Below are 26,194 nucleotides of genomic sequence, written 5' to 3' on the forward strand. Positions count from 1 at the left end.
CCGGACTTCCGCAGTTCGTAGGCATTTTCGTGCCTGCCGCGGAATGAAGGCGCAGGTCAGAGCGGTGCAGGGTGTCTGGAACGCGAAAATCTGTAGGCACACGACTTGCGGCGTGTCGGCTGGTGAAGCCGCATGCGATGTGGTGTTGTGTAGGTATGTACCTGCGGGAGACGCGGCGGAAGAACAAGGACGGCTCGGTGGTGTCGTATCTGCAGCTCGCGCACAACGAGCGGCACCCGGACACCGGCTCGCCGACCGCGAAGGTGATCCACAACTTCGGCCGCGCCGAGACCGTGGACCGGGACGGGTTGGCCCGGCTGGTGTCGTCGATCTCGCGGTTCCTCGCCCCCGACCAGTCCGCCGCGGCGTCGACCGCGGGCGGGGAGGTGGAGATCCTCGACTGCCGGCGCCTCGGCGGGGCGTGGACGCTGGACCGGCTCTGGGACCGGCTGGGGATCTCGGCGGCGATCCGCCGCGCCGCCGAGGGGCGGCGGCTCGCCGCCGACGCGGTGGAGCGGGTGATCTTCACCCTCGTCGCCCAGCGCGCGCTCGAACCCGGCTCGAAGCTCGCGGCGACCGGCTGGGTGACCGAACGCGTCGCCATCGAGCACATGACCGCGTTGTCCGACGATCAGGCCTACCGGGGCATGGACTTCCTCCTCGACGCCCTCGAGGAGATCGCCGCCGATGTGTTCAATTCCGTTGCGCACCTGTTAAACCTGGATTTGGACATCGTTTTCGTCGATACGACGAGCACCTACTTCGAGACCGAGGGCCCGGAGCGGGCCGATCCGCCCAGCGACGACGGGGCCGGTAACCCGGCCGAGTCCGGGGCGCGGGAGTTCGGCCACTCCAAGGACTTCCGCACCGACCTGCCGCAGGTGGTGATCGCGATGGCCGTCACCCGCGACGGGATCCCGGTGCGCTGCTGGACCTTCCCCGGCAACACCGCCGACACCGCGATCATCCGCACCGTCAAAGACGACCTGGACGGGTGGAACCTGCGCCGGTTGGTCTGGGTCGCCGACCGTGGTTTCGCCTCCGCCGCGAACCGAGCGTATTTGACCCGCGGCGGCGGGCATTACATCCACGCCGAGAAGCTGCGCCACACCAACACCGAGGCCGCCGCCGCGCTCGCCAGGCCGGGCCGCTACCACACCGTGGCCGGCAACCTGCGGGTCAAGGAGGTGCACGTCGCGCCCGGCGGTGACGGGGACGGCGACGGCGGCGCCCGGACCAGGCGATTCGTCGTCTGCCACAACCCGGACCAGGCGGACCGCGACGCGGCCGTACGGGAGAACCTCGTCGCGCACCTCGAAGAGCTGATCGACGGTTCCGACACCTGGACATCGCGCCGCCGCGACGAGCTGGTCGGCTCGCTCAAATCCAAGCCGGGACTGCGACGGTATCTGCGGCGCACCAACACCGGGCTGCTGCGCATCGACCACACGGCGATCAAGACCGAGGCCGGCCTGGACGGCAAGTGGCTGCTACGCACGTCCGACACCACCCTCACCCCGGAGGACCTGGCCGCCGCCTACAAGCAGCTGCTCGCCGTCGAAGCCGGGTGGCGCGACATGAAGGGCTCGCTCGGGCTGCGGCCGGTCTTCCACCACCGCGAGGACCGCATCCGCGCCCACGTCCAGTTGTGCTGGCTGGCGCTGCTGCTGATCCGGGTCGCCGAGACCGCCACCGGTGACACCTGGCGCAGCATCCGTCACGAGCTCGACCGGATGCACCTGGTCACCCTCGCCACCGACCACGGCCAGGTGGCGCAACGCTCCGCCGTCACCGCCGGGCAGCGAAAGATCCTTACCGCGCTCGAGCTGCCCGAACCGCCCCGGTTCTTCGACTTCGCCCCCACCGACGCGTAAGCGAGATCCCGCCAAAGCAAGGCCTGTAGTAACACGACCCCAACGCGGCCGCGCGGCGTCCCCGCACGTCAACACGCCTTTTCGCGGAATCGTGTGCCCATCAGCTGCGGAAGTCCGGTCAGAAGGCGGCGAACTCGCCGTGCTGGCCTATCAGGGACCCGAGCCCTCACCGACGACGTTCGCCCCGGGAAGGGGTTCGCAACCCGGGTATGCCGCTGCCAGCGGGTCGGTCATCGTGTGCGCCGATCGGGTCCACGAGACCCGATTCTCCACGGCCGGGATGACCGGGCGCGGGCTGCACAGCGGGGTGTGCGTTCCGATCGGCTCCGAAGCGGTGCGGGATGTGTTGACCGCGCACAGTCGTCGTCCTCGCGAATACACCGACCGTGACCTGACCTTTCTGCGCTCGGTGACGGCGGTGCTGTCCGCGGCGATCCGCCGCATCGAGGCCGAAGCCGCGTTGGTGCACCAGAGCTTGCACGATCCGCTGACCGGGTTACCGAACCGCGCGCCGGCCCGCCGTCAACTCGGCGAGGCCCTGGTCGCCGCGCCGCGCGGCGGCACGCGCGTTGCGCTGTTGTTGGTCGATCTAGACGACTTCAAGGTCGTCAACGACAGCCTCGGCCATGCCGGCGGCGACGACGCGCTGATCGTTCTGGCCAGGCATCTGCGGTCGGCGGTGCGCCCGGGCGATACCGTTGCCCCCCTCGGCGGTGACGAATTCGTGGTGGTGTGTGAGGACGTCACAGGTGCAACGGAGGGGGTGGCAATTGCCGCCCGGATCACCGGAAGCCTCGCCGACCTGACCCGGGCCGAATCTCCCGACTGGCCGATCAGTGCCAGTATCGGTGTCGCACTGTCCGATCCGGAGTGCACCCGCGAAGAACTCGTCCGCCGGGCGGACTAGGATGTATCGGGCGAAAGCTGCGGGGCCGGGCGGTTACGCGCTCTACGACGGCACCTTCTAGGGCGGCAGCAGAGCCCGATCGGTGCACTGCGGCCGACGTGGCAGGAAGTCGCGGCCGCCGATAGGCACCCTAGGGAGGGGAAATTGTCATCTTGACGCGGCTCCCGACCCGTCGAATACTTTCTGGACAGGGCGGATCCCGTCGACCTACGACGAAAAGACTCCGCGCTTCGCCCTTGTGACAGAAAGATATTCGCGTCGTCGACTCTCGTGAACGCATCGGCGTGTCAGGTCGACCTGCATCAGAGGTGAAAGCGATGAACACGAGTGTGCACGTCGGCACGAAGCCTGCCCAGCTCGGCGTGCGTCCCCGCGACGTCGTGGACGTCGGACGGAATTGAGGCGCCCGATGGCCGATTTCGACCCAGATGCGACCCAGGCGGCGTCGGTTCGTGCCGTCGGCCGCGGGATCGTGGCCGAATTGGACGCTGCCGGGTTCGCAGGTGCCGAGGAGGTCGGCCGGGGCGGGTTCGGTGTCGTGTACCGCTGCCTGCAGCGTTCGCTGGGGCGAATCGTGGCGATCAAGGTGCTGACATCGGACCTGGACCCCGAGAACCGCGAACGCTTCCTGCGGGAGGGGTACGCGATGGGTGGGCTCTCCGGTCACCCGAACATCGTCAACATACTGCAGGTCGGCGTGACCGACGCCGGTCGACCGTACATCGTCATGCACTATCACCCCCGCGATTCACTGGCGGTCCAGATACGCCGGGAAGGTCCGCTGCCCTGGCCGGAGGCGATCAGCATCGGGGTGAAGCTGGCGGGAGCCTTGGAGACGGCGCACCGCACCGGCACGCTGCATCGCGACATCAAACCCGCGAACATCCTTCTCACCGCCTACGGCGAGCCGCAGCTCACCGATTTCGGCATCGCGCACATCGCCGGCGGGTACGAAACGGCCACCGGCGGGTTTACCGGGTCACTGGCATTCACCGCACCAGAGGTGCTGAACGGGGAATCGCCGACCGCGAGGTCCGACGTCTACGGACTGGGCGCGACGATATTTTCACTGATCGCGGGGAGGGCGGCGTTCGAGCGGAAGACCGGTGAGGAACTCGTTGCGCAATTCGTGAGAATCAGCAGCCAACCGGTGCCGGACCTGCGCGCCCAGGGCATCCCGGACGGCGTGTGCGCCGTGATCGAGAGGGCGATGGCGACGAATCCCGCTGCTCGGCCGGGGTCCGCCGAGGAGTTCGGACACGAACTCCAAGCCGCGCAGCGACACATCGGACTGCGTTCGGACGCGATGGCGCTGGCACCCCGGGAGGCCCCGCAGGCGACCGAGGAGCGCCCGTCGGATTCTGGTGCCGATGGATACCGTCGAATCCGCTACGACGGTTCGGACAGCGGTCAGCGTCCGTGGGGCGAACCGACCCAGCAGCTCCAGCCGGATTCTCATCCGTCGGGACCGCCGTTCTGGCCGCCGAATGGCCCGCCGCCCTGGCCGCCGACCGGAGAATCGGGCAGCATCGGAGAGTCCCGCACAGGTCGGCGCGCGGTCCTGACCGTCCTGGCACTGGTCGTCGCGCTGGTGCTGGCCGGCGGCGGGTACCTCATGCTTCGAGAAACCACCGGCCCAGGCACCGCACGACCTACCGTCCAGGACGCCGGCGCTTCTCCTGCCGTCGACCCGACTGCGGCGTGGCGACCGGTCGAGGATGCCCGTGTTGCCCGCCAGCAGACGGCAACGACAGTCGCGGACGGGACGATCTGGGTCTTCGGAGGGTTGGACGACAACGGCGTCTCCGCCCAGCAGGAGGGCTATGACCCGGCCATCGACACCTGGAAGGCCGGCCCCGACCTTCCGGTCCCGCTCAACCATGCGATGGCTGTCACCTACAACGACGAACCCGTACTGATCGGCGGTTGGAAAGCGGAAGGTCAGAACCTGACCGCGGTCGACTCCGATCGGGTGATGGCCATGCGCGACGGCGGGTGGGTGGACCTGCCGCCGCTGAACGCGCCGCGGGCGGCTGGGGCCGCGGCCGTGGTCGGCGACAAGATCGTGGTCACCGGGGGACAGGCGAACGGTCAACTGGTGGCGACGACCGAGGTGTTCGACGGTACGAAGTGGATGACGGTCGCGCCTGTCCCCACGCCACGGGAGCATCTGGCCGGGGTGTCGGACGGGACGTACTTCTATGCAATCGGTGGGCGGGATCTGGCGTCGGATCAGAATACCGCCTCGGTGGAACGGTTCGATCCCGCCGCGGGAACGTGGACGACGTTGCCGGCCATGCCCACTCCTCGCGGCGGGCTCGGTGCGGTGTTCATCGACGGCCGCATCGTCACGGTCGGTGGCGAAGAACCGACTCGCGTGCTGTCGACGGTCGAGGCCTACGACGTGGTGGCCGGAACGTGGTCGCAATTGCCGGCCCTGCGCACACCGCGGCACGGGATGGCGGTCGGCGCGGTCGGCAACACGGTGTATGCCGTCGGCGGCGGTATCAAACCGACACACGCCGAATCGACTGCTGTGTCCGAGGCCCTCCAGCTCGCGCCACGCAAGACTCAGTGGGCGCCGGCGTGGCGTCCGCTGAAGGATGCACCGATCGCCCGTCAGCAGACGGCGACGGCCGTCGCGGACGGCACGATCTGGGTGCTCGGCGGACTCGACAATGCGGGGTCGACCCCGAAGGTCGAGGGGAACGACCCCGCCATCGACACCTGGAAGGCGGGCCCCGACCTTCCGGTTCCCCTCAATCACGCGATGGCCGTCGAGTACGGGGGCGAGTTGGTGGTCCTCGGAGGCTGGGTGCCGGAAGGTCCGAACCTCACCGGGATCACGTCGGACCGGGTGCTCGCGCTGCGGAACGGAAAGTGGGTGGATTTGGCGCCGATGAACGAGCCGCGGTCGGCTGGGGCCGCGGCCGTGGTCGGCGACAAGATCGTGGTCGCCGGGGGACAGGCGGACGGCGCGTTGGTGCCGACGACCGAGGTGTTCGACGGCACGAAGTGGACGACCGTCTCGGATATCCCGACCACTCGGGAGCATCTGGCCGGGGTGTCGGACGGGACGTACTTCTATGCGATCGGTGGGCGAGATCTGGCGTCGGACCAGAACACGGCGGCGGTGGAACGGTTCGATCCCGCCGCGGGAACGTGGACGACGTTGACCGCCATGCCCACTCCTCGCGGTGGGCTCGGTGCGGCGTTCATCGACGGCCGCATCGTCGCGGTCGGTGGTGAACAGCCGACCAAGGTGCTGTCGACCGTCGAGGCCTACGACGTCGACTCCGGCACCTGGTCACCGTTACCACCCATGCCCACGGGAGCTCACGGGATGTCCGTTGCGACGGTCGGTCACACCGTCTACGCCATCGGCGGTGCGTTGCGGCCCACCCATGCGGAGTCCACCGCGACTGCACAGGCACTGGATTTCTGGTGAGAGTGCCTGCGCGGACGGGTCGATCTTTACCGGTCACGCACGCTGAATGTCTTCTGTCCGTGTAGTTGTGCTCAGTAGAGGGGGACTAGACTTGTCGTGGGAGGGGCGAGTTTCGCAGGATGCGGGCCGGGTAGGAAGTGGTTCGTGATGAAGGTGACGGCGAAGGCCACCCGTTGTGGCGACTGGTGGGTGGTGGAGGTCCCGGGAGTCGAGGCCTCTCTCACCCAGGTGCGGCGGCTCGATCAGGTTTCTGCCATGGTGGCGGATGCTGTGCATCTGGTCGAGGATGTGCCGGCCGAGGACATCGAGGTGGTCCTCGACTACGAGATCGGGGATTCGGCGGCGCTCATGGAGGCCCGAGCGGCCCACTTGCAGGTCGAGTCCGCCGCCCACGCGCAGGAATGTGCAGCGCGGGCCTCGCGGGCCGCGGTGGTGCATCTGCGCCGATCGGGGCTTTCGGTGCGTGATATCGGCGTCATCCTCGAGCTGAGCCCTCAACGGGTCTCTCAGCTCGACCGCGCCGGCGCTCGTACCCGATGACAGTGCGAGCGACGGGTGCATGCTCTGGGCCGTGAAGTCGGTCTCCGAGTGGGGTCCCGGTACTCGTACTGTCGCTGAGGATTTCGATGTCCGACACCCTCACGATGTTCCTCGCCGGCGACGTGATGACCGGTAGGGGCGTCGACCAGATCCTCCCCTTTCCCGGCGACCCGGAGTTGAGGGAGCGTTGCGTCCGCGATGCCCGCGAGTACGTTGCGTTGGCGGAGAAGCGAAATGGTCGGATCCCCGGCCCCGTCGGGTTCGGGTGGCCGTGGGGTGAGGCGTTGCCGATCCTCGACGCGGCGGCACCCGACGCCCGCGTCGTCAATCTCGAAACGACCGTCACCACGTGTGCTCGATTCGCTTCCAAGGGAATCAACTACAGAATGCATCCGTCGAACCTGGGGGTGCTCACCGCTGCACGGATCGACGTCTGCGTACTGGCGAACAATCACCTACTCGACTTCGGCGCCGATGGTCTCGTGGAGACCCTCGACGTGCTGACCCACAACGGCGTGCGGACCGTCGGAGCGGGGCGCACCGTGGCGCAGGCGTGGTGTCCCGTGGTCGTGGGGGGCGGAACGGGTCGTCGGCTGTTGATCTGGGCGGCAGGTATGTCGTCGAGCGGGGTCTCGCCGCACGGGGCGGCCCGCCGGGACCGGCCGGGTGTCGCGTACCTTTCCGAACCCACCGCCGCCGAGGCAGACCGTGTCCTCGACCGGACGCGGCTGATACGGAAGAACACGGACGTGGTGGTGGTCTCTCTGCACTGGGGTTCGAACTGGGGATACGACGTGCCGGATGCGCATGTCGAATTCGCGCATCGGCTCGTCGACGGTGGTGTCGACGTGGTCTTCGGGCACTCGTCTCACCACCCGCGGCCGGTCGAGATCTACCGCGGCCACCCGATCCTGTACGGCTGCGGCGACCTGATCAACGACTACGAGGGTATCGGGGGGCACGAAGGCTACCGCGACGATCTGCGGCTGCTCTACCTGGTGACGCTGGACGCGCGCACGCACGAACTGCTCGAGCTACGAATGGTGCCGATGAGATCCCGGCGGATGCAACTGCAACGCGCGTCGACACGTGACACCGAATGGCTGCGGCGGGTCCTCGACGGGATCAGCCGCGGCTTCGGCACCGGCATCGATGCAGGCGACGACGTCCTCGTCGCCCGCGCGAGGCACGCGAAGTAGAGACCGTCGGGGTACCTTCCGCGGCGCCCGAGTCGAAATCGGACGCCGCCGAAGAGTGGAATCAGGTTACCGATCAGCGTCGACGCCGCCGCGAATCCAGTGCTGGATCCGCCAGATCACGTTGTACAGATTCCACGGTGCGACGTCGTAGGTGTCCCACGGCTGACCGACGTGTGCGGTCCATTCGGGAATCCGCCCACAACAGATCCGGTGATCGAACACGGAATAGAGTGCATTGCAGAATGCAGTACGCATCAGGCTTCTCCTGAGTCGGGGCGGTCCCGGACCGGGACTAGCCTAGGTGCGTTCTGCGCATACGAGCACACTACCGGGCTCCAACGAGAACCTATGGCCCCCACCGCCTAGAATTTCGGGTGCACGGACCCGCAGACGCGGCAATTTCGATCGGCGGAGAGTGGCAATGCAAGTTGGAGCGCTATTCGGGAGATACCGGCTGGACCGTTCGCTGACGGTGGATGTGAGCGGCGAGGTCTGGGCGGCGTTCGACACCGTCACGTCCCGGCAGGTCGTGGTGCGGGTGCTGCCGCCGGATGCTACCGAGGACGACGAATTCTGCGGACGATTCGAACGGGATGTCGGGATCGCGGCGCAGATCCGGAACCCGCACATAGTGCCGATCCACGATTTCGGGCAGATCGGAAACCGACTCTTTCTCGCAACGCCGACGACGCAGGGAACGAACCTGCGGACGATCCTCCAGACCACCGGGCCGATGGAGGTATCACGGGCGGTCGGCGTTGTCGAGCAACTGGCGTCGGCGCTGGAAGCCGTGGGCGCGGCCGGGTTGGTCGAGCAGGAAGTGTCGCCGGCGAATGTGATCGTGCAGGACGGCGGACTGATCCAGCTCACCGACGTAGGGCTCCCCACGATTCTCGGGGCCGCATCGGGCGTCTACGGCCTGACCTGTGTGTTATACGAGTGCCTCACCGGCGAGGCGTTCCCGACCTCGGCGGTCCCGACGCCGCCCGTCGGCATGGCCGCCGTGATCGCACGCGGGACGGCGGTCGACCCCGCGCGCCGCTATCGGTCGGCGGGCGAACTCGCCGCCGCCGCCCGCGTCGCGGCGCCACCGCAACAGCCTGCCGTCGAGCCCGCTCCCGCGACCCCTCCGATCGACCGGAACCGTCGCCTGATCGTCGCCGGACTTGCGCTCGCCGCGATCATCGCTGTCGCTATTGTCGGTGGCCTGATCATCGGGTCGGGAACATCATCCCCCCACGTTGCAGTGCCTACGCCGTCGTCGAGCGCGGCCGGGCCGGTATCGCCGTCGTCGTCACCGACCGCCATGGCGAACCCGACCGCTGCCGAGCAGGTGCCGCCGGTGCAAGCACCAGCACCGACGGAAACACCGGTCGCGGAGGCTCCCATTCAGGAGGAGGCCATACCGACACCGACACCGCAATCACCACCGGTGGTGCCGGCACCCGCACCCCCTCCGGGAGCGTCCGCTCCGCAGGTGCTGCCGTGCTACCCGGGTTACGAGCACACTCCGCCCCCGGACGGCCCGTGCCTCCCGCCCGGCTCGCCACCGGCGAATGCACCGGCACCCGTGCCTGCCCCTGCACCCGCGCCGGCCCCTGCCCCGCAGGTGCTGCCGTGCTACCCGGGATACGAGCACACCCCGCCCCCGGACGGGCCGTGCTGGGCTCCCGCGGGCCCGTGAAGTCTCACCGACGATTGTCGGTGGCGATCCAGGTGTCGTAGACCTCGCTGACCGCTGCGGCGATCGCCGGACCGTGCAGTGTCCGCGCGGCTCGTGATTGTTCGATTTGGATTCCGCCGGCAGCGTCGATGGTCAGGCGGTTGACGAGGTTGGATGGGGATTCACCGCTATGTCGTTCTCCGGGTTCGGCTACGCGAACACAGACACCGCTTCCGTCGAGTGCCTTCGCGATCGCGTTCCGGACGTCCGCCTTGAGCCGCGCGGGAGCGAGGCCGCCGATGAGGACGTCGTTTCCTCGGTAGCCGTGAAACGACAGCGCCCACCGGAATCGTCTCGCCGACAGGGAGCGTAGAAGCGGAAAGCTGTGCACGCTGAGATCAGTCGAGGAAATGTGCCATGCCCGGTAGGCATTGCCTACCGGTCGCCACCCTTTACACACCCACAGCGTCGAATCGCGTGATCCCAGCGAAGCGACGACCTGTTCAGCCTGCTGATCCGTTCGGGTTTCGATCGCGCCACCGTGCGGTGCCAGGACCACGAGACGGTGATGTCGCCCGTCGTCTTCGAGCCGCTCGATGAACTCACCCCCGATTTCGGCCTCTTCCTCGGTCATCGCGGAGGCGGTGCACCGACGGTCGAGAATCACCGTCTGTCCCGGCGCCGCGCCGAGCCGACGACAGCCACCCTCCGTTATCCCGATGGTGTCGATCTCTTCCACATCGGTATCCGGGATCAAAGTGAACAGTGCGGTCGTTTCCCCGTGGCTCACGCGAGCCTGTTGACGCGGCTCCGCTCCCATCCGAGTCAACATCCGCGGGTGAATCCCGATACGTTCGCCGGCGGATGCCCTGGTGGAGTGATCGTGACGGACTGCGAGGCGCAAAGGCATCGAAACCTGCTGAAACGAACGATGTTCGAACACCCTTTCAGGTTAGGCTCGAATCTGTTGTGGGTGCGGTCGAAACAACTGAACCGCCATCGATCTCGACGGGCGAATCCGGTGACTCGATGAAGCCCCCTTGTCGGCAGTCCTCGTGCGGCGAAGACTCGAATCCATGAGTAATAAAGCAGTGGTCAGTCTCACCACCGGTCTCGAGGACGCCGAGAAGGTGACGGTTGCGTTTCTGGTCGCGGTCGGCGCGGCAGAACAACAGCGCGAGACGCTGATGTTTCTCACGAAAGAAGCGGTACGGCTCGCGCTCGACGGCACGATTCAGGGCGTGGCCTGCGAAGGTTGTCCGCCGCTTCCCGATCTGGCGGCACGATTCGCGACCGCGGGCGGCATCTACATGGTGTGTCCGATCTGCTTCGAGGCCAAGCACCTCGACAAAGACGCGCTGGTATCCAATGCCGAACTCGCCGGGACGGTACCGATGTGGAAGTGGATCGGCGACGAAGGGGCGGTGACCTTCAGCTATTGACCGACGGAACGGGCGGGAGCCGGGTCCAGTTACACTGCGCGCGAGGGTGATCGAGTCGATTCGATCAGGGATCACGGGGGACAGGACCGGCAGTGACCGACCGTTACGTACTCGTCGACACCGACGCCGGCGTCGACGACGCGCTTGCATTGCTCACCATTGCACAGCACGCCGGAACCGAAATCGTCGGTGTCGGAACCGTGTTCGGGAACTGCACCGAAATGCAGTCCGCGCGGAACGCCCTCACCGTTCTGTCCGTCGCCGGCATGCGTGGCGTTCCGGTGTGCGTCGGACAACCACGCCCCGGGCCACCACCTGCCACCAGCTCCCCACACGGACTCGACGGACTCGGGGACCGTGGATATCGGCCACCACCGGGCGTGGGCCCGGCGTCCGAGTCCGCCGTCGACCAACTGCTCCGCGTCGCGCAGGACCGGCCCGGTGCGGTGGACCTGCTGTGCCTGGGTCCGCTGGCCAACATCGCCGCCGCTGTCACATGCGACCCACGGATCCTGACCCGCTTCCGTTCGGTCACCATCATGGGCGGCATGGGACCCGTCTCCCGTAGAGACGTCGTGGCCGCAGAACAACCACAATTCCTCGAAAAAGGCGACACCAATACCAACCACGATCCAGTCGCGGCCACAGTGGTTGCTGCAGCGCCTGGGCAGATTACGTGGGTGGGAATGAATGTCACCGGCCGACTCCGATTGGCCTGGGCGGATCTCGTCGCTCGTTCCGCGGTGGGAAAGACGGCGACGTTCGTCCGCGACATCACCGAGGACTATCACCGGTACTGCACGGGCACATATCGCTCCGAGGACCCGATCTACACCGCGCACGATTCCGTCGCGGCCGCCGTGATGCTCGACCCCACGGTGGTGCTGTCCGCCGTCGGCGCCCAACCCCAGGTGCTCCACGAGGACGGCCGGGCCGCGGTGTGGGGCATCGCTCCAGCGCAGGGCCCGGCACACCGATTCGTGACCGACCTCGATTTCCGTTCGATCGGTGAGCGGATCACCGCCGCGCTCGACGCAGATCTTCCCCAGCCGGGCACGACCGGCTAGCAGTGCCCGTGTTCGACGGCGTCGACGCCCTCATGCGGAGGCGTCGAGCAGATGCAGTTCCTCCGCCACGATCAGATCGACCTCCTCGCTGGTCGGTCCGGACAACAGATGTGCCGCCAACATCGCTCTCACCTCCTCATGTGCTCCTACTTATTCGTCGAATCGGCGATCGCGATATCGACAGTCGGGCAAATTTTCGGTAGGTGAATTTCGGCGTCGAACGCGGGAACCCGATCTCGACCGAAGTGGAGTGGGAACGTCTGCGGACGCGGCTACTCGCCGGCGACCGGAACGGCGTCCGCACCCGGTGCGGAGGGATCGAACGGTGGCGGATCGGCCGGGTCGAATCCACCCCGCACCGTCGAGCAGGTTGCCCCCGGTTCCGGGTAGGTGTTCGGATTCTGTCGCAACGCGGTGAGGAAGTCGGAGATCCGCGGATCGGTTACGTCGTCGAGTTTCAGTTGGTGACCCCACGACTGCAGGGACACCGCCGAGTCGAGACCGGGGTACGGCGACACCAGGGTGTACGGTTCGCCGTCGACGTTCGCTGCCAGAGCCGCGATGTCGTCGTCGTCCAGCCGGTCCGGATCATAGGTCACCCACACGGCGCCGTGCTCGAGGGAGTGCACGGCGTTCTCGCTGCGGATCGCTTCGGGATAGACAATGCCGGTGCAGGTTGCCCAGTACTGGTCGTGTGCACCGCCGAACGGGGGACTCTGGTCGTAGGCCACCCGCTGCGGTGCCTGCACATGGGCGGCGGGCGGATAGTCGACGGTGACGACCCCTTCGATTCCCAGTGACGGGTCAGGATTGTCCGCGCTCGGCGAGAAGTCGCGGGCTTCGTCGTCGGCTCCGGAAGTCAGCACGTAGGCGACGACGGCGACCGCTGCCACGACGACCACCACGACCGCCAGTAGCAGCCAGGGCAGGCGCCGCCGCCCTGCGGACGGTTGAGATTTCGGGTCCACACTGCGGTCGTTCGTCATTGCCGATCCTTCGTCTCACCGGGCGCCCTGACCGCGCATCCCCATCTGCGAAGCATGGTAGTAGACGGTGAGGCAACGCCCGGTTCCGCGATGACGCGGCGATCTACCGGCGGGCCATTGCTGCGATACGCAGATCGCGGGTCCGCGCCTGGTGGGCGATCATCAGGATCCGCGCCTTCTCGGCGTCGCCGCTCTGCACGGCGGTCAGGGTCTCGCGGTGTTCCGTTTCGATTTGCTGCAGATTGGAGGAGGCCTGGGCTTCCTCCGCGTCATAGACCCGCAACCGAGCAACGTCTCCGGTAGCGGTGTACGGGACCGTCCGAGTCCGCGCCGATGGTCTCCGGTGTAGACGTCGCGGAAGTGTCTCGGGCACAACGTATTCGGTGCGCCGGGACGATTCATCCGCGATGCCCGCGAGAACCACCTCGTTTCGGATTCGAGGACATCCGCGTGAAGCACATCGAGATTCACGGGGTGGAACAGCCGACGGCCGACTCATTGGCTGCGAAATTCGAGGCGTCCTGCCCGATCTACAACACCATCAGGCGGGGAAGTGGAATCGAGTTGACCGTCACTGCCCACTCCTAGCTGGAGTCCTTCGTTCGGACGTGGGTGCCGCAGGAGGTTCAGAGTGACGGGCGCGGGCGGGAGATCGCGGTGTCGATCACGGCGAAGATGTCGCGCTGTTGAACCGTGCCGCCTGCGCCGGCCGTCTGGGCCGCCTCGATCAGATCATCGATGAGGCTGTCGAACAGTAGCGCCGTACGAGGGTCGGTTCGGTGGCCGGGATCGTCGAAGGCATGCAGCGCATCGACCGCGTCGCGGTACCGGCCCAGCCCGTCGGGCGCCGCGCTCACCTGCATCGTTTGCACGTTCATCGTGCTCAGCTCCGAACCATGCTGTTGGACAGCCGGGCTTCGTTCACTGCTCGACTGGCGGGATCGCAGCGGTACTGACCGGTCGTGGTGTGCCGGTAGCCCGGGCCATCCTTGACGACGGCGTGCCCGCAGTAGCGGCATTCGTGACCGGACTGCCCGATGCGGATGGTTTCGATGGTTGGGTACGTGTTGGTGCTCATTGTTCTCGTTCGTCGGTGTGGTGGGTGGTCTGTGACAGTGGGGTTGAACGATTCGGGTGGACTTCGCGGCGCCACTGCCGTAGGCGGCCGCGTCATGCGTATTCGGCGAGGGGTGCGGCCGAACCGACGTGGGCGCGCTCCAGTGCCTCCCAGACGAGGTCGTAGCGCTTGAGGGTCATCTCGTCCGCGTTCGCCAGAAGGGCGTCGAGGAGGGAGTGTGGGTCGTCCTGCCAGGAGTTCAGCGCGGCCGCGACGGTTCTGTTGGTGAACAGACCCGATTGAGCAAGGGCGTGACTCCACTCGTCGAACAGACCGCTGTAGATGCGTTCGACGGCGTCGTGGTCGAATCCCTCGGCGACGAAATCACGCGCGAAGGTTGCCGTGACGTAATCACCGCAGGTAATCGGTTCTGCATTCATCGGTGCGAGCACCCTCCGTCAGTGGCGGCGTCGGACCAGCGGGCGACCCCGGTTTCGTGAGTATGAGACAGGTCACATCGTCGCGCACTGCAGGGAGATGGCGCATCGGCCGTTTCACCGGGGGGTATACCTATCTTCTGGTCCTCGCGGCCCTCGTCGGGCGGGGATACGGACCATTCTGCCTGGTCACGGCCTCTCGGCACCGTGCACCAGATCTCACCCCCGAGGCCATCGAGGGTGTTCCAGCCCGCTGGGGCACTCACCCAGGCGGCATGTATGCGCGGCTGCGGGCGCACGGTGCCACCCACGATCCGACCCTGGACCGCGCTTTTCGCCGGGTGACCGACGGGCCGGGGCGCTACGCCGTTCGTCCGCGGAGATTCAGCGACTCGCGGCGACTCTGGTCCGGTCGTCGTGCAACGCATCGGTGATCCTGCTGCACCCGCCCTCGCGCCTGAGCACCGTCCTGCCCAGCAGCACCAAACCCCACGGGCCTATCACCCATATCGGCCAGGGGTAGATCATCACGCCGGTAGCGAGCGAGACGACGCCCCAGATCGCGATGTTGATTCCTCCGGCGGCGAGCCAGGCGAGCCACTCGATCCGCTGGTGACCCGGGATGCGACGACGCGAGGGGTGGGCCGCCGGTGCCACGGGCCGCGCGAGGGCAACTGGCGGGGGTGCCGACGGAAGATCACGCAACACCTGATGCGCCTGCTGCTGGGTCGTCGACTGGTACACCTGTGCCACCCGCTGGTCGAACTCGCCGATGGTCAGTCGCCCCTCGGTGAGATGCCGCCCGAGCTCACCGACGACCTGCTCACGTTCGGAATCGGATATCCGGATGTTGTCCGCGTACTGCATCGGACCCTCCTCAGCGATGACATTCCACTGTGGAATGTCGCTTCTCACTATGATCGATATGCCACAGTGGAATGTCAACCCCCCGACTGCGCGAAGGACCGTGCCATGGCAGAACGTCCCCTCAACGCCACTGCGGCATCGCTCCTCGGGTTCCTGCACGAGGGATCGAAAACCGGGTGGGACCTGGTCGTCACCGCGCAGGAACGCATCGGCAAGTTCTGGTCGATCACGACCAGCCAGGTGTATCGGGAGCTCGCCGCGATGGAGCGTGCCGGGTTGATCGAGGCGGGGGAACGGGGCGCCCGCGAGCGCAAGCCCTACACGCTCACCGAGGACGGTCGCCGGGCGTTTTCGGAGTGGATCGAGCGCGACCCCGGCCCGGAGAACATCCGTTATCCGATGCTGCTCACCGTCGCGTTCGGCGCGCACCTTCCGCCCAAACGGTTGGCCGCGATGCTGGACTCGCACCGGGCAGCGCACGAGCGTCAGCTCGCCGAGTACGAGCGTGACGCCGCGGTCCACGGTTCCAACCGATTCGCCATGGCCACGCTCGACTTCGGCATCGTGTACGAACGTGCGGTACTCGAATGGTTCGATCGCGTCGGGAACCGTCTGGGCAAGGAAAGTCGCTGATAGCCGCGCTGCTCGCCAGTTGCGGGTCTCGGCAGTTCAGCCGATCACGCCGTCCTCGGTAACGACAGCAGTCGGCAGGTCCACCCGTTGCGGAACGCCGGCTTCGTCGCAGATCACGGTGACGAATGCCGGAAACACTATTCGCCACGAGCCGCCGACGGGCGACAACGCGCTCGCGGCGAATTCGGCCCACTCCTTCGGCAGCAACGTCACTTGTTCGTCCTGCAGCCATTGCGGCGTGGGAATCCGGCGGTTCTGCTCCTCGACGGGATCGACGACGAACCGCACGTCGGTGGCGGTCCCCGTTCCGACGTTGCGGAGCCGGAACCGGTCGACGGGGCCCCGAATGCGGTGGACTTCGAACTCGACGTGCTGCGGTTGTGGGAATGCTCGCTGCGCGGCGTCGGCGATCCGGGTCAACGCGGTGACCTGTTCGAGCGCCACGTCCAGTGCAGCCTCGGCCTCGCGCCTGGCCTGATCGGCGAGGGTTGCCTTCCGCCACGCTGCGGCAGCGGTGGCACCGAACAGCACCGCAGCCGCCGCGCCGACCCACGATGCGGTTTCCATGCGCGGAAACTTACCCGAACGCATTTCGGGGAGACTCGCTGGTGATGTCTCCACGAACGGTGAGGCGCAGGCCGACGGACCTTGCCAATCCCACGACTCCGCACAGCGCCAGCACCAGCAGCGCGAGGCTCACACCCGCCACCCTGCCCGTCGGCGGTGCCGCGTTCCGGTCCTCGACGCTCACAGGTTCGTCGGGGATGACGGGCAGGAAGAAGTGTCGATGCGGCCCGGTTTGGGTGAGGACGAACATCCCGTACAGAACCAGCGAGGCCACGGCCGCGAATATCAACTGAGCCGAGGAGAATTCGGGACCCGGCCGGCTCGTCGTGAAGGTCGGCAGCACCAGGCTCAGGGTAGCCAGTGACGCCACGGTCGCCAGTGCCGCGCCCGTACCCTCCGCATTGAACAGCGCGACCCCGTATCTTCGCGCGCCGACGAACAGAGACAACCCCATGATGCCGTTGACGGTGAGTATCACCGCCGCGAATACGGTGTCGCGGGCCAACGAGGCCGTCGCCGGACCACCCGAGATCATCAGTGTCACGATCAATCCGACCTCGATGACAGTGACGGCGACATTGAGAATCAGCGATCCGAACGGCTCGCCGACCTTGTGTGCAACCACCTCGGCGTGATGAACAGCGGCGAGCACTGCGCCGACCAGCACCACCGCCACGACGAGCACCAGCACCGTGCCGATGTCCCGGCCCCAGGTCACGCCCAACACCGCAACGGAGACCGGTGGAATCACCAGCGGCCACTCTGCAGTGACCGAACGCCACCCGAACGCCTGATTAGACCTTGCCAGCTCCATCCGCTCGGGTGGACCGCAATGCGGAACCCGCATCACCCATCCGCGGCGAGCCTGCGGTGAGTTGGGTCCGGGCCGACTGGGTTCGGGTGAGTGCGGCTCGCGTGGCGGCCTCAACCGTCATCACGATGAAATCGCGTCGGCGCGAGTCCCGGTCGCGGCCACGCGGAAGAGGTGTCGAAAACAGCCGGTCTGCGGTCTGGAGAGCTACCCAGCCGTCGACGAGGGTGATCACGGTGATGAGCAGTTCCTGGGCGTCGCTCTCGGAAAGTTCGGGGACAGCTTCCCGTGCGCTGGCGACTATCGCCTGAGCGTGCTTCTGTCGCGATGCTTCCGCGACAGGTGCCTCGAGTTCGAGTCCTTCCCAGAACAGCAGACGGGTGAAAGTGGGGTGCTCGCGTTGGTAGTCGAATCGGCGACCGGCGTAGTCGGCGATGGCGACGACCCCGTGACCGGACAGTTCGACAGCGGCCAGTGTGGTTGCGAGTTCATGTTCGAGGACCGCGCTGAAGAACGCTTCCTTCCTGCCGAAGTACTGGTAGATGCGCTCTTTGTTCACGCCTGCTTTCTCGGCGATCCGATCGACACGAGCACCGGCCAGACCGAACGAACTGAACTCTGCAACTCCGGCCTCGATGAGAAGTCTCTTGGTTCGTTCGGTATCCCATGCCACGGCTGCATCCTACGACAACTCCAACTGTCTGGTTGCAATCTGTAAGTCCAGCCCCTACGGTCGAAAGGCAACTGAATAGTTGGAGTTACGAGAAGGGCTACCTCAGGATGGAATCTCTTGCTCTCGCATCTACGGTGGTCGAACATTTCGCTCCGACGACCACGAAGCGCCGGCCTCCACGAACGGAACGTGCCGACGGGCATGCTCGGGATCTCGTGCCGGCGAGGGCCCCGTCCATCCACTTGCGGGTGGTCGTCACCTGGGTGTCCATCTTCCCGCTCGTCACGGTGGGCATGACCGTCATGACCCTGTCGGGCCCGATCACGGCCACCTGGCCGACCTGGTTGCGGGCTTTGTCGCTCACCGGTGTCGTCGTTCCCACGGCGGTGTATTTCGTCGTGCCACGTGTGCTTGCCCTGTCCGTCCGGTGGACGATCTGGCGGCGCCGGCGCTCTGCCGCCGCAGAGTCCTGTGAGAGCCTGCAGGCGGCACGCGCGAAGGGCTCGTACTCGCATCAGTAGTGAGCCGACCAGGTGGAGATTGTGCGGTGCACTTCCTGGGTCGAATATCTGGCAGGAGGCGATCGAGCGTGCGTCGCAAGGCCGCCGCCCTGAACGGGTGCCGATTGCGGGCCGGTCCCACTGCAATCAGTGGGGCGTGGCACGTCCCGGCGCATCTGCGTGAGCAGGTACGCGGCAGTCTGAACCCAAGCGTCGGACCGATGCGTTTGCCGGTATTTCCGCGTGCTGACCAGGAACGATCGCTACGATGAGGCAAGTACTTGCGTCGGAGAGGATGCCGAGTTGTAGTTTCACGGACGAGAGGCTCGTGTGAATGAACCGTCGTCGATGGTCTCTGCGTAGGGCCGTTCTCGTAGTGGGTCTCGCCGCAACTCCAGTGGTCTGGTGTCCTGGTGCGGCCACAGCGGCACCGGTGTCGACGCCTTTTCAGATACCCCGCGTGTGGGCTTCAGGGACTTTCGGCTATTGCTTCCCCGCCTGTATCGACGTCCCGTTTGCGGTTACGGGTGATGCGCCGGGGGTCGTGACGTTTCACGACCCCGCACTCATGGAAACCGTCGTGCTGTGGGTTGCCTGGACCAACCTGTCCAACGGAACATCTGGTGTTGCTTCCGTGGCCAAGGACAAGCCTGGGCTTGCCCACACCGGTACCGGGGTTGTTGCCGCCTCCGCCATGGGGAACCTGGTCGAGTACGTGGGAGCAAGAGGCATCTTCAACGTGCCGTAGGGGAGTTGACCAACTGCTTGTCCCTCCTTTCTCGCCGCGGCCGGCCACCACTGGAATTCATGTCGGAGGGGCGAGGTACGTTCTCGTTGCGACGAAAGAGGTCGCCACTCACACTCACGTATCCGAGGCAGTCCGGCTCGGGTGGATACGAGGTGCAACCGCGCCTCGTATCTCGAGGGAGTGGCGACCTCTCTCGGTTTCGCCACCAGCTGCTCGTGGCTCTGACGTGCCGAATCAGGCCGGCTCGGCGGCGATCCGCCCCGCTTTCACCGCGGCGACCAGTGTTGCGTGGTCGGCTTCGGTCTGATCGGCGTAGCTGACGGCATACCGCCCGATCACCTCGTCCAGTTCCGTGTCGCTGGCGAAGTAGCCGGCGAGAACCCGCGGATCGAGCGAGCGGGTATGTGCACGCGCGAGCAGGGCGCCGGCGAGCCGGCCGTAGTCGTCGAGATGGTCTTGCTCGAGACCGGTTGGATCGATGTCCCCTTTGAGGTTTCGGAACTGCCGCACGATGTAGGGGAGGCCGTCGATGGTCGTCCAGCCCAGCAGAATGTCCGATTCCGCCTGCACCAGCCGGGCGCCGTGCACTATCCGCTTGCCCTCGTGTTTCGGCTCGTCGACCGGTAGGTACGCCGACAGCGCGGACGGCCGGGCCTGTTTCAGTTGAAGTACGAGCACCTCGTCCCGATTACCGTGTAGCAGGGCGATATAGCTGCGCAGACCGACGCTGCCCGTTCCGACGATCCGGAACGCGACGTCGGACACGGCGAATCGGGTGATCAGGTTCCTGCGGGACTCGCGCAGTGAGTCGACATAAAGTTCCAGACCGTCGGTCACGGCATCGGCGGTTGCGCGATCGGCGTGGGTGAGTACCGGCGGATCGTCGATGAACCGTCGTCGGCGGATCCCGGTCTCGTGATCTTCGATGTGAGCGGTCCACTTCGCCGCCACCTTCTCGCTGGTATTGCGCCGCGCCTTCTGTGCGGCCTTGTCGAAGTCGTCGAGCAGAGCCTCGGCCTTGGCCCGCTCGAGCACCGACTTGTCCGGGAGCGCATTCCAGGACTGAAGGAATGGCAGTTCGGCGAGATCGCGAATGGTGCGCCGATACGATTTGACGGCGTCCTCGGCGGCCTCGATGCAGCCGTTCTCGGACACACCGCCTTCACGTCCGGCGAGGACCAGGCTCGCGGCGAGGCGTTTGAGATCCCACTCCCACGGACCAGGGAGGGTTTCGTCGAAATCGTTGATATCCATGACGATTTGACCGTCCGGTGTCCCGTACAGGCCGAAGTTGGCCGCATGCGCGTCACCACACAACTGCGCTGTCAATCCGGTAACCCGAGAGTCGGCGAGGTCGGCCGCCATCAGGCCCGCGGCGCCGCGGAAGAAAGCGAACGGGGAGGCGATCATCCGACCGATTCGCAGCGGGATCAGATTCGCCAGCCTTCCTCGATTGCTGGCCTCGACGAAATCGAGCACATCCGGCCGTCCCGCGCCGACCGCGGCGCTCCCGTGCGCACTCGACGGCACAGTGGCACGCAACGCGTCGCCCCGCGCGAAGACGTCGTCCGCCTCGATCTGGGTTCGCAGGTCGACGGCTCGCGCTCGATTCTTCGTCACCTCGGCGACACTATCCCAGGCCCAGTCACCGTGTACCTCGTCAGCATTCGCTCGTCGCCGTCTTCGCCACACGACATTGTGGTGAAAGAGTGGTTATGCTTCGGTTTCCGGTGGTCGGCAGCATCCGGCGCCGGAGACACGTTCCGGCGGCATGCCGTGCCGTCGGGCCTTCCTTAACGGAGGAACGTCATGTCCGCTGAATCCGTCGCCGCCACCCCCGAGCCCGCCGGTGGGCACATCCGGTTGACCTCACACAGCGGCGGTGTCGGCGCCCTGCCGATCCACTGGGGAGCACCCACGCCGTCCGAGCGCGGACCGGTGGTCGGTACCACCACCAACCGCGCCCACCGCAACGTGATCGGAACGCACAGCGGCTCGTACAGCATCTACCGGGCACTGGCGGTGGCGTCGGGCGCGCTGTCGCGCCATCACAAGGCCGACCTCACCGATACCGCGCCCACGAACATCATCGGCCCGTACCCGCAGTGGAGCGAGCCCGGCAAGATCGTGAGCCTGGACCCGTGGGGTGCCACGGTGGCCGAGGTCTTCGCCGCCGAGTTGGCGGCGGGTCACGACATCCGCCCGAGCATCGCTGTCACCAAGGCGCATGTGATCCTGCCGGAGGTCATGGAGGCCATCCAGAAAGGTCGCCTGCACCCGGACGGCCGCTTCCTGCTGCCCAGTGGTGCTGCGCTGGTAACCAAGGCGGCGATCGAGCCCGTCTGGCACCTGCCGGGTGTGGCGGAGCGCTTTCACTGCAGCGAGACGGACCTGCGCCGCGTGCTGTTCGAGGAGACCGGCGGCATGTACCCCGAGCTCGTGACGCGCTCGGACCTCGAGGTGTTCCTGCCCCCGATCGGGGGTCAGACCGTGTACATCTTCGGCGATGCTCGTGACCTGGCCGATCCCGGGGTGGAGCTGACCGCACGCGTACACGACGAGTGCAACGGCTCGGACGTATTCGGTTCCGACATCTGTACCTGCCGCCCGTACCTCACGCATGCGATCGAGGAGTGCATCCAGGGTGCGCAGCGCGGTGGCGTGGGCCTGGTGGCGTACTCCCGCAAGGAGGGCCGGGCGCTCGGCGAGGTGACCAAGTTCCTGGTCTACAACGCGCGCAAGCGCCAGGTGGGCGGCGACACGGCCGACCAGTACTTCGCCCGCACCGAATGCGTGGCCGGCGTGCAGGACATGCGCTTCCAGGAGATGATGCCCGACGTGCTGCACTGGCTGGGCGTCAGAAAGATCCACCGCCTGGTCTCCATGAGCAACATGAAATACGACGCCATCACCGGCTCGGGTATCGAGGTCGCGGAGCGGGTGGACCTTCCCGCGGACCTGATCCCGGCCGACGCGCGCGTGGAGATCGACGCCAAGATGGCGGCCGGCTACTTCACGCCCGGCGCTGTGCCGGACGCTGACGAATTGGCGAAGGTCAAGGGCCGGGAGTTGGACGGATGAGCGTGACCGGCGTCGGTCCCGTCCTGGACACCGGGCGGGCCGAGGGTGCGGCCGCCGCTCTACGTACCACGTCGGCGGTACGGGAGCGAGCGCGACAACTGCTGTCCCGTGCGCGCGAGGGCGATTCACTCTGGTTCGGCGTCGACGACGACGCATTGGAGGCGGCCGCGGCGGAGGTCGCCGCCGTCACGCGTGCCCGCTATCCAGACCTGACAATTCCGTACCACAGCCGCTGGCGCCATTTCGAAGCCGGCGGCGTGGACCGCAAGACCGAGCTGGATGCACGACTGACCGCGCTGGACGCGCCGGGCCGCGCCCGCGCCATGATCGACCTGGCGGTGGTCAGCGTCCTGCTCGACGCAGGAGCCGGTCCCGACTGGCACTACCACGAGGTGGACGGCGGGCAGCGCTTCGCGCGTTCCGAGGGACTGGGCGTCGCGAGCTGGCACGCATTCCTCGGTGGCCTGTTTTCGAGCGACGCGGCGCACCCGCTGCAGGTCGATGCGGCCGGACTACGCGGGCTGGATACCGACCGGCTGGCCGAGGTGTTCCAGGCCGGCCCGTCCAATCCGTTGGTGGGTCTCGAAGGTCGCGTGCTGCTGCTGCGACGGCTGGGCGAGGCGCTCGCCGCGCAGCCCGAAGTGTTCGGCCCGCACGGCCGGCCGGGTGGCCTGTTCGATGTGCTGGTCGCCCCACAGGGTGCCGCCGCGGCGACGGTCGCCGCCCACGACATCCTGTCGCAGCTTCTGACGTCGCTCTCGGGCATCTGGCCTACGGGCAACGCCATCGGCGCCGAACCGTTGGGCGACGTCTGGCGCCACGACGCGGTGGCCGGTCCGGGCTTGACCCGGGGCTGGATGCCGTTTCACAAACTGTCGCAATGGCTGAGCTATTCGTTGCTGGAGCCCTTCCAATGGGCGGGGGTTCGGGTGGTCGGGTTGGACGAGCTGACCGGCCTACCCGAATACCGCAACGGCGGTCTGCTTCTCGACACCGGTGTGCTCCGTCTGCACGATCCGGTCTGGGCTGCACATAACTGGACGGCCGGAGACGAATTGGTGGTCGAGTGGCGCGCGTTGACGGTAGCCCTCCTGGACGAACTGGCCCCGCTGGTGCGCGCACGTCTGGGCGTGGATTCCCGAGAGATGCCGCTGGCCTGCGTCCTGGAGGGCGGCACCTGGGCGGCGGGCCGCGCGCTGGCACAGCGCTCGCGGGGTGGGCTGCCGCCGCTGAACGTCGTCAGCGACGGCACGGTCTTCTAGAAGAAACGAGGACGACTACATGGGCACGGTACACGTGATCGAGCACCCGCTGGTGCAGCACAAGCTCACGATGATGCGCCGTAAGGATGCCTCCACCAACAGCTTTCGTCGACTGGCGAACGAGATCTCCGCGCTGATGACGTACGAGGTCCTCCGCGACATCCCGATGCAGGAAATCGACGTCGAGACACCGCTGGAATCCACCACCGGAAAGGTCATCGACGGTAAGAAGCTGGTCTTCGTCTCCATTCTGCGCGCGGGCACCGGCATCCTGGACGGCATGCTGACAATTGTGCCGGGCGCGCGCGTCGGCCATATCGGTCTCTACCGCGATCCCAAGACCCTCGGAGCTGTGGAGTACTACTTCAAGATGCCCGGCGATCTGCAGGAGCGCGACGTGGTGGTGATCGACCCGATGCTTGCCACCGGCAACTCGGCCGTGGCGGCGGTGGAGCGGCTGAAGGAATGCGGCCCCAAGTCCATCAAGTTCGTCTGCCTGCTGACCTGCCCCGAAGGCGTTGCCGCCCTGCACAAGGCGCATCCCGACGTCCCGATATACACCGCCGCCGTCGACCGCCAACTCGACGAGCACGGCTACATCCTGCCCGGCATCGGGGACGCAGGAGACCGTCTCTTCGGCACCAAGTAGCGGCCCGGTCTTCACGGGGCAGTGGTTTCCGGCGCTTCGAGTTCGGTGTCCGGGGGTGTGGGGAATCGCAGCGCAAGCGCTGTCTTGATTTCGATGTGACGCAACAGGAAGGCGCGCTCGTCGAGCCGCTTGCGCCGCAGCCAGCCGGTGACTTCGTCGTTGCACTTACTGGCGTTGCACGAGCCGCAGGCCGGGGCGATGTTGTCGAGGGTGTAACGCCCGCCGCGGGACAGCGCCTGCACGCAGTCGCGTTGCAACGGCTTGTCGGTCGCGCCGCAGTATGCGCAGCCACCCCACGCCTCGGTGAGCGCACTCCACTGCTCGGCGGTGAGGTCGTGCTCGACACTCTCCATCCGACGCTTACGTTTACGGGCGCCCCTGGCCCTGCGACTCCGGTTGACCGCCATCGCCCCAGCGTAGGACTCGGGATGGGTCAACCGGCGACAGGGGGCACGCTCTGTTCGAAGCTGAACACGTTCTCCGGGTCGTAGGTGGCCTTGACCTCGCGCAGCCGCTCGCGGTGCGATCCGTAGTACTCGCGTTCCCAGTCCGACGCGGCGGCGTTGGGCACGTTGACGTAGGCACCGTCGCCGTAGGGGCGCAGCGCCCGCCAGAAGTCGGCCGCCCAGCCCAGTGCCGTGGAGTTCAGGGCGGGGTCGTTCCAGGCGGCGCCCGGCTCGCAGTAGAACAGCGCGTCGCGGTGCGGGAACGCGGACCCACCAGGCGGAGCGTGCCGGACGGCACCGCCGAAGCTCGAGCAGAAGAAATTGCTCGGCGGGCTGGGCGTGTTGGCCATGTAGTGGACGATCAGATCGATCGCCTCATCGGGGAAAGGTTGGGTGACGAACTGCGAGTAGAACTTCCAGAGGAAGACGTCGTTCGGCCCCCTGTCGACGTCGCCGTACACGGACGGCCAGGGGCCCTCCGTCACGGTCACGTCGGGATTGCCGATCGCCAGCAGCGACCGAAGTTGGTCCTCGAGGTCCCGCCGCGCACCGCCGTACATCAGTGCAGACAGCTCGACCGCGGTGGAATCGACCTCCAGCGCGCTGGTCAGCCGGTCGTCGGCGACCGGCGCGTCGCGCTGCCACCCGCGAAGCAGGGCGCCCAGGTGGTCGTGACCGGTCCACCTCGCGACGAGGAATGTGACGTTCGAGAGCTCGTGCAGCCTCAACGTGTAGGACGTCGCAATCCCGAAGTTGCCGCCGCCCCCGCCACGGCACGCCCACAGCAGGTCGGAGTTGTTGTGCTCGGTGGCCTCCACGACCTTCGCCGAGCGCGCGCCGTCGGCCACCACCACCTCCGCGGCAAGCAGGTTGTCGCACGCCATACCCATACTGCGGGTCAGTAGTCCGAAGCCACCCCCGAGAATCACGCCACCGAGACCGACGCCGCCCTCGGAGCCGGTCGGAACGACGAAGCCGTGTTGCCCGAGGGCCGCGACCGTCTCCTGCTGCGTCAGCCCCGTCCCGACCGTCGCCGTGCGCGCCGCGTCGTCGATCACGATGCTCTTCATCCGACTGACGTCGACGACCAGCCCGCCGTCGATCGACGACCAGCCCTCGAGGCTGTGGCGACCGCTGCGGGCACGCAGGGCGATGCCTTCCTCTCGAGCCCAGCGGACCGCGTTGACCACGTCCTGCGTGTCACAGCAGAACACGATCGCCTCGGGATAGCGGGAATACAGGCGGTTCCAGCCCACCCGCGCCGCCTCGTAGCCGGAATCGCCGGCACGCACGACATCACCGGTGAGCATGGTGGTGGTAGTCAGGGGGTTCATCTC

General features: G+C 66.8%; 28 protein-coding genes and 1 pseudogene. 15 read left to right on the forward strand and 14 right to left on the reverse strand.

Annotation, left to right across the window (positions count from 1 at the left end; all coding sequences use genetic code 11):
- Positions 1-155 precede the first annotated feature (155 nt).
- The 5 genes from ACNJ7E_RS18335 to ACNJ7E_RS18355 all read left to right on the forward strand — a co-directional run bounded on the left by ACNJ7E_RS18335 (position 156) and on the right by ACNJ7E_RS18355 (position 7,968).
- A complete protein-coding gene (locus ACNJ7E_RS18335) occupies positions 156-1,874 on the forward strand; it encodes an IS1634 family transposase (RefSeq protein WP_418340312.1) in 1,719 nt (572 codons plus the stop codon).
- Between the two features lie 139 nt (positions 1,875-2,013).
- Positions 2,014-2,781, forward strand: a complete 768-nt coding sequence (locus ACNJ7E_RS18340; RefSeq protein ID WP_418340648.1) for a diguanylate cyclase domain-containing protein — start codon at positions 2,014-2,016, stop codon at positions 2,779-2,781.
- A gap of 409 nt (positions 2,782-3,190) precedes the next feature.
- On the forward strand, positions 3,191-6,229 hold the full coding sequence (locus tag ACNJ7E_RS18345; RefSeq protein WP_418340649.1) for a Kelch repeat-containing protein: 3,039 nt from the start codon (positions 3,191-3,193) through the stop codon (positions 6,227-6,229).
- 147 nt (positions 6,230-6,376) lie between these two features.
- Positions 6,377-6,769 (forward strand): hypothetical protein, encoded by a 393-nt coding sequence (locus ACNJ7E_RS18350; protein ID WP_280784273.1) that lies wholly within the window; start codon positions 6,377-6,379, stop codon positions 6,767-6,769.
- An 86-nt stretch (positions 6,770-6,855) separates the two neighbouring features.
- On the forward strand, positions 6,856-7,968 hold the full coding sequence (locus tag ACNJ7E_RS18355; protein WP_418340650.1) for a CapA family protein: 1,113 nt from the start codon (positions 6,856-6,858) through the stop codon (positions 7,966-7,968).
- 66 nt (positions 7,969-8,034) lie between these two features.
- Here ACNJ7E_RS18355 and ACNJ7E_RS18360 read toward each other — a convergent pair whose 3' ends face one another.
- On the reverse strand, positions 8,035-8,223 hold the full coding sequence (locus tag ACNJ7E_RS18360) for a hypothetical protein (protein WP_009472838.1): 189 nt from the start codon (positions 8,221-8,223) through the stop codon (positions 8,035-8,037).
- 166 nt (positions 8,224-8,389) lie between these two features.
- Here ACNJ7E_RS18360 and ACNJ7E_RS18365 point away from each other — a divergent pair, with 166 nt between their 5' ends.
- On the forward strand, positions 8,390-9,652 hold the full coding sequence (locus ACNJ7E_RS18365) for a serine/threonine-protein kinase (protein ID WP_418340651.1): 1,263 nt from the start codon (positions 8,390-8,392) through the stop codon (positions 9,650-9,652).
- A gap of 4 nt (positions 9,653-9,656) precedes the next feature.
- Here ACNJ7E_RS18365 and ACNJ7E_RS18370 read toward each other — a convergent pair whose 3' ends face one another.
- Complete coding sequence (locus tag ACNJ7E_RS18370) at positions 9,657-10,541, reverse strand: poly-gamma-glutamate hydrolase family protein (RefSeq protein ID WP_418340652.1); 885 nt, start codon at positions 10,539-10,541, stop codon at positions 9,657-9,659.
- 166 nt (positions 10,542-10,707) lie between these two features.
- On the opposite strand from ACNJ7E_RS18370, the gene ACNJ7E_RS18375 reads away from it, so the two are divergent.
- Both ACNJ7E_RS18375 and ACNJ7E_RS18380 read left to right on the forward strand, forming a co-directional pair.
- Positions 10,708-11,073, forward strand: a complete 366-nt coding sequence (locus ACNJ7E_RS18375) for a DsrE family protein (protein ID WP_011593566.1) — start codon at positions 10,708-10,710, stop codon at positions 11,071-11,073.
- Positions 11,074-11,165: 92 nt separating this feature from the next.
- On the forward strand, positions 11,166-12,140 hold the full coding sequence (locus ACNJ7E_RS18380; RefSeq protein WP_280784234.1) for a nucleoside hydrolase: 975 nt from the start codon (positions 11,166-11,168) through the stop codon (positions 12,138-12,140).
- A 272-nt stretch (positions 12,141-12,412) separates the two neighbouring features.
- Here the strand turns inward: ACNJ7E_RS18380 and ACNJ7E_RS18385 are convergent, their stop codons facing one another.
- Complete coding sequence (locus tag ACNJ7E_RS18385; protein WP_418340653.1) at positions 12,413-13,126, reverse strand: thioredoxin-like domain-containing protein; 714 nt, start codon at positions 13,124-13,126, stop codon at positions 12,413-12,415.
- Between the two features lie 103 nt (positions 13,127-13,229).
- Complete coding sequence (locus tag ACNJ7E_RS18390) at positions 13,230-13,409, reverse strand: hypothetical protein (protein WP_418340654.1); 180 nt, start codon at positions 13,407-13,409, stop codon at positions 13,230-13,232.
- Between the two features lie 167 nt (positions 13,410-13,576).
- On the opposite strand from ACNJ7E_RS18390, the gene ACNJ7E_RS18395 reads away from it, so the two are divergent.
- Positions 13,577-13,714, forward strand: coding sequence for a hypothetical protein (locus ACNJ7E_RS18395; protein WP_280784237.1), 138 nt, complete (start codon positions 13,577-13,579; stop codon positions 13,712-13,714).
- 38 nt (positions 13,715-13,752) lie between these two features.
- Here the strand turns inward: ACNJ7E_RS18395 and ACNJ7E_RS18400 are convergent, their stop codons facing one another.
- From ACNJ7E_RS18400 to ACNJ7E_RS18415, 4 genes are all read right to left on the reverse strand, one after another.
- A complete protein-coding gene (locus tag ACNJ7E_RS18400) occupies positions 13,753-14,004 on the reverse strand; it encodes a hypothetical protein (RefSeq protein ID WP_280784238.1) in 252 nt (83 codons plus the stop codon).
- A gap of 5 nt (positions 14,005-14,009) precedes the next feature.
- Positions 14,010-14,204, reverse strand: coding sequence for a hypothetical protein (locus ACNJ7E_RS18405; protein ID WP_105413888.1), 195 nt, complete (start codon positions 14,202-14,204; stop codon positions 14,010-14,012).
- A 92-nt stretch (positions 14,205-14,296) separates the two neighbouring features.
- The gene (locus ACNJ7E_RS18410; protein ID WP_280784239.1) at positions 14,297-14,623 is read right to left on the reverse strand and encodes a hypothetical protein; all 327 of its coding nucleotides are present in this window, start codon (positions 14,621-14,623) and stop codon (positions 14,297-14,299) included.
- A gap of 381 nt (positions 14,624-15,004) precedes the next feature.
- On the reverse strand, positions 15,005-15,487 hold the full coding sequence (locus ACNJ7E_RS18415) for a DUF1707 SHOCT-like domain-containing protein (protein ID WP_280784240.1): 483 nt from the start codon (positions 15,485-15,487) through the stop codon (positions 15,005-15,007).
- A gap of 105 nt (positions 15,488-15,592) precedes the next feature.
- On the opposite strand from ACNJ7E_RS18415, the gene ACNJ7E_RS18420 reads away from it, so the two are divergent.
- The gene (locus tag ACNJ7E_RS18420) at positions 15,593-16,120 is read left to right on the forward strand and encodes a PadR family transcriptional regulator (RefSeq protein WP_418340655.1); all 528 of its coding nucleotides are present in this window, start codon (positions 15,593-15,595) and stop codon (positions 16,118-16,120) included.
- A gap of 36 nt (positions 16,121-16,156) precedes the next feature.
- On the opposite strand, the gene ACNJ7E_RS18425 is transcribed toward ACNJ7E_RS18420, so the two are convergent.
- From ACNJ7E_RS18425 to ACNJ7E_RS18435, 3 genes and pseudogenes are all read right to left on the reverse strand, one after another.
- Positions 16,157-16,687: a hypothetical protein gene (locus tag ACNJ7E_RS18425; RefSeq protein ID WP_280784242.1), complete on the reverse strand. Its 531-nt coding sequence runs from the start codon at positions 16,685-16,687 to the stop codon at positions 16,157-16,159.
- A gap of 79 nt (positions 16,688-16,766) precedes the next feature.
- Positions 16,767-17,501: pseudogene (locus tag ACNJ7E_RS18430) on the reverse strand (calcium:cation antiporter); the annotation flags it as partial.
- Positions 17,482-18,171 carry a TetR/AcrR family transcriptional regulator gene (locus ACNJ7E_RS18435; RefSeq protein ID WP_418340656.1) on the reverse strand — a complete coding sequence of 230 codons (690 nt, stop codon included), beginning with the start codon at positions 18,169-18,171 and terminating at the stop codon, positions 17,482-17,484. The pseudogene ACNJ7E_RS18430 and the gene ACNJ7E_RS18435, both read right to left, overlap by 20 nt.
- Positions 18,172-18,386: 215 nt before the next feature.
- Between ACNJ7E_RS18435 and ACNJ7E_RS18440 the strand changes: the two genes are divergently transcribed.
- Both ACNJ7E_RS18440 and ACNJ7E_RS18445 read left to right on the forward strand, forming a co-directional pair.
- Positions 18,387-18,692, forward strand: coding sequence for a putative antibiotic biosynthesis monooxygenase (locus ACNJ7E_RS18440; protein ID WP_280784245.1), 306 nt, complete (start codon positions 18,387-18,389; stop codon positions 18,690-18,692).
- A gap of 547 nt (positions 18,693-19,239) precedes the next feature.
- On the forward strand, positions 19,240-19,419 hold the full coding sequence (locus ACNJ7E_RS18445) for a hypothetical protein (protein WP_280784247.1): 180 nt from the start codon (positions 19,240-19,242) through the stop codon (positions 19,417-19,419).
- Between the two features lie 234 nt (positions 19,420-19,653).
- Here ACNJ7E_RS18445 and ACNJ7E_RS18450 read toward each other — a convergent pair whose 3' ends face one another.
- Complete coding sequence (locus ACNJ7E_RS18450; RefSeq protein WP_418340657.1) at positions 19,654-21,039, reverse strand: DUF2252 domain-containing protein; 1,386 nt, start codon at positions 21,037-21,039, stop codon at positions 19,654-19,656.
- Positions 21,040-21,228: 189 nt separating this feature from the next.
- Here ACNJ7E_RS18450 and ACNJ7E_RS18455 point away from each other — a divergent pair, with 189 nt between their 5' ends.
- From ACNJ7E_RS18455 to upp, 3 genes are read left to right on the forward strand one after another with little or no spacing between them, the layout of a single operon-like run.
- The gene (locus tag ACNJ7E_RS18455) at positions 21,229-22,500 is read left to right on the forward strand and encodes a GTP cyclohydrolase II (RefSeq protein WP_283353176.1); all 1,272 of its coding nucleotides are present in this window, start codon (positions 21,229-21,231) and stop codon (positions 22,498-22,500) included.
- The gene (locus ACNJ7E_RS18460) at positions 22,497-23,762 is read left to right on the forward strand and encodes a URC4/urg3 family protein (RefSeq protein WP_418340658.1); all 1,266 of its coding nucleotides are present in this window, start codon (positions 22,497-22,499) and stop codon (positions 23,760-23,762) included. The genes ACNJ7E_RS18455 and ACNJ7E_RS18460 overlap by 4 nt, the downstream gene beginning before the upstream one ends.
- A gap of 19 nt (positions 23,763-23,781) precedes the next feature.
- A complete protein-coding gene (gene upp, locus ACNJ7E_RS18465; protein ID WP_105413894.1) occupies positions 23,782-24,411 on the forward strand; it encodes a uracil phosphoribosyltransferase in 630 nt (209 codons plus the stop codon).
- A gap of 11 nt (positions 24,412-24,422) precedes the next feature.
- Here upp and ACNJ7E_RS18470 read toward each other — a convergent pair whose 3' ends face one another.
- Complete coding sequence (locus ACNJ7E_RS18470; protein ID WP_280784274.1) at positions 24,423-24,764, reverse strand: HNH endonuclease; 342 nt, start codon at positions 24,762-24,764, stop codon at positions 24,423-24,425.
- A gap of 80 nt (positions 24,765-24,844) precedes the next feature.
- The gene (locus ACNJ7E_RS18475; protein WP_418340659.1) at positions 24,845-26,191 is read right to left on the reverse strand and encodes an FAD-binding oxidoreductase; all 1,347 of its coding nucleotides are present in this window, start codon (positions 26,189-26,191) and stop codon (positions 24,845-24,847) included.
- Between the last annotated feature and the right edge of the window lie 3 nt (positions 26,192-26,194).

The organism is Rhodococcus mengyinensis (assembly GCF_048381435.1).
GTDB lineage: Bacteria > Actinomycetota > Actinomycetes > Mycobacteriales > Mycobacteriaceae > Rhodococcus_F > Rhodococcus_F opacus_D.

Bases quoted from the DNA above. Each gene is read 5' to 3' on its own strand.
- ACNJ7E_RS18425 (WP_280784242.1), bottom strand. From the start codon at position 16,687: ATGGAAACCGCATCGTGGGTCGGCGCGGCGGCTGCGGTGCTGTTCGGT.
- ACNJ7E_RS18420 (WP_418340655.1), top strand. From the start codon at position 15,593: ATGGCAGAACGTCCCCTCAACGCCACTGCGGCATCGCTCCTCGGGTTC.
- ACNJ7E_RS18365 (WP_418340651.1), top strand. From the start codon at position 8,390: ATGCAAGTTGGAGCGCTATTCGGGAGATACCGGCTGGACCGTTCGCTG.
- ACNJ7E_RS18355 (WP_418340650.1), top strand. From the start codon at position 6,856: ATGTCCGACACCCTCACGATGTTCCTCGCCGGCGACGTGATGACCGGT.
- ACNJ7E_RS18360 (WP_009472838.1), bottom strand. From the start codon at position 8,223: ATGCGTACTGCATTCTGCAATGCACTCTATTCCGTGTTCGATCACCGG.
- ACNJ7E_RS18410 (WP_280784239.1), bottom strand. From the start codon at position 14,623: ATGAATGCAGAACCGATTACCTGCGGTGATTACGTCACGGCAACCTTC.
- ACNJ7E_RS18370 (WP_418340652.1), bottom strand. From the start codon at position 10,541: ATGCCTTTGCGCCTCGCAGTCCGTCACGATCACTCCACCAGGGCATCC.
- ACNJ7E_RS18405 (WP_105413888.1), bottom strand. From the start codon at position 14,204: ATGAGCACCAACACGTACCCAACCATCGAAACCATCCGCATCGGGCAG.
- ACNJ7E_RS18400 (WP_280784238.1), bottom strand. From the start codon at position 14,004: ATGAACGTGCAAACGATGCAGGTGAGCGCGGCGCCCGACGGGCTGGGC.
- ACNJ7E_RS18375 (WP_011593566.1), top strand. From the start codon at position 10,708: ATGAGTAATAAAGCAGTGGTCAGTCTCACCACCGGTCTCGAGGACGCC.
- ACNJ7E_RS18350 (WP_280784273.1), top strand. From the start codon at position 6,377: ATGAAGGTGACGGCGAAGGCCACCCGTTGTGGCGACTGGTGGGTGGTG.
- ACNJ7E_RS18345 (WP_418340649.1), top strand. From the start codon at position 3,191: ATGGCCGATTTCGACCCAGATGCGACCCAGGCGGCGTCGGTTCGTGCC.
- ACNJ7E_RS18475 (WP_418340659.1), bottom strand. From the start codon at position 26,191: ATGAACCCCCTGACTACCACCACCATGCTCACCGGTGATGTCGTGCGT.
- ACNJ7E_RS18385 (WP_418340653.1), bottom strand. From the start codon at position 13,126: ATGACGAACGACCGCAGTGTGGACCCGAAATCTCAACCGTCCGCAGGG.
- upp (WP_105413894.1), top strand. From the start codon at position 23,782: ATGGGCACGGTACACGTGATCGAGCACCCGCTGGTGCAGCACAAGCTC.
- ACNJ7E_RS18415 (WP_280784240.1), bottom strand. From the start codon at position 15,487: ATGCAGTACGCGGACAACATCCGGATATCCGATTCCGAACGTGAGCAG.
- ACNJ7E_RS18460 (WP_418340658.1), top strand. From the start codon at position 22,497: ATGAGCGTGACCGGCGTCGGTCCCGTCCTGGACACCGGGCGGGCCGAG.
- ACNJ7E_RS18335 (WP_418340312.1), top strand. From the start codon at position 156: ATGTACCTGCGGGAGACGCGGCGGAAGAACAAGGACGGCTCGGTGGTG.
- ACNJ7E_RS18470 (WP_280784274.1), bottom strand. From the start codon at position 24,764: ATGGAGAGTGTCGAGCACGACCTCACCGCCGAGCAGTGGAGTGCGCTC.
- ACNJ7E_RS18455 (WP_283353176.1), top strand. From the start codon at position 21,229: ATGTCCGCTGAATCCGTCGCCGCCACCCCCGAGCCCGCCGGTGGGCAC.
- ACNJ7E_RS18445 (WP_280784247.1), top strand. From the start codon at position 19,240: ATGGAAACCGTCGTGCTGTGGGTTGCCTGGACCAACCTGTCCAACGGA.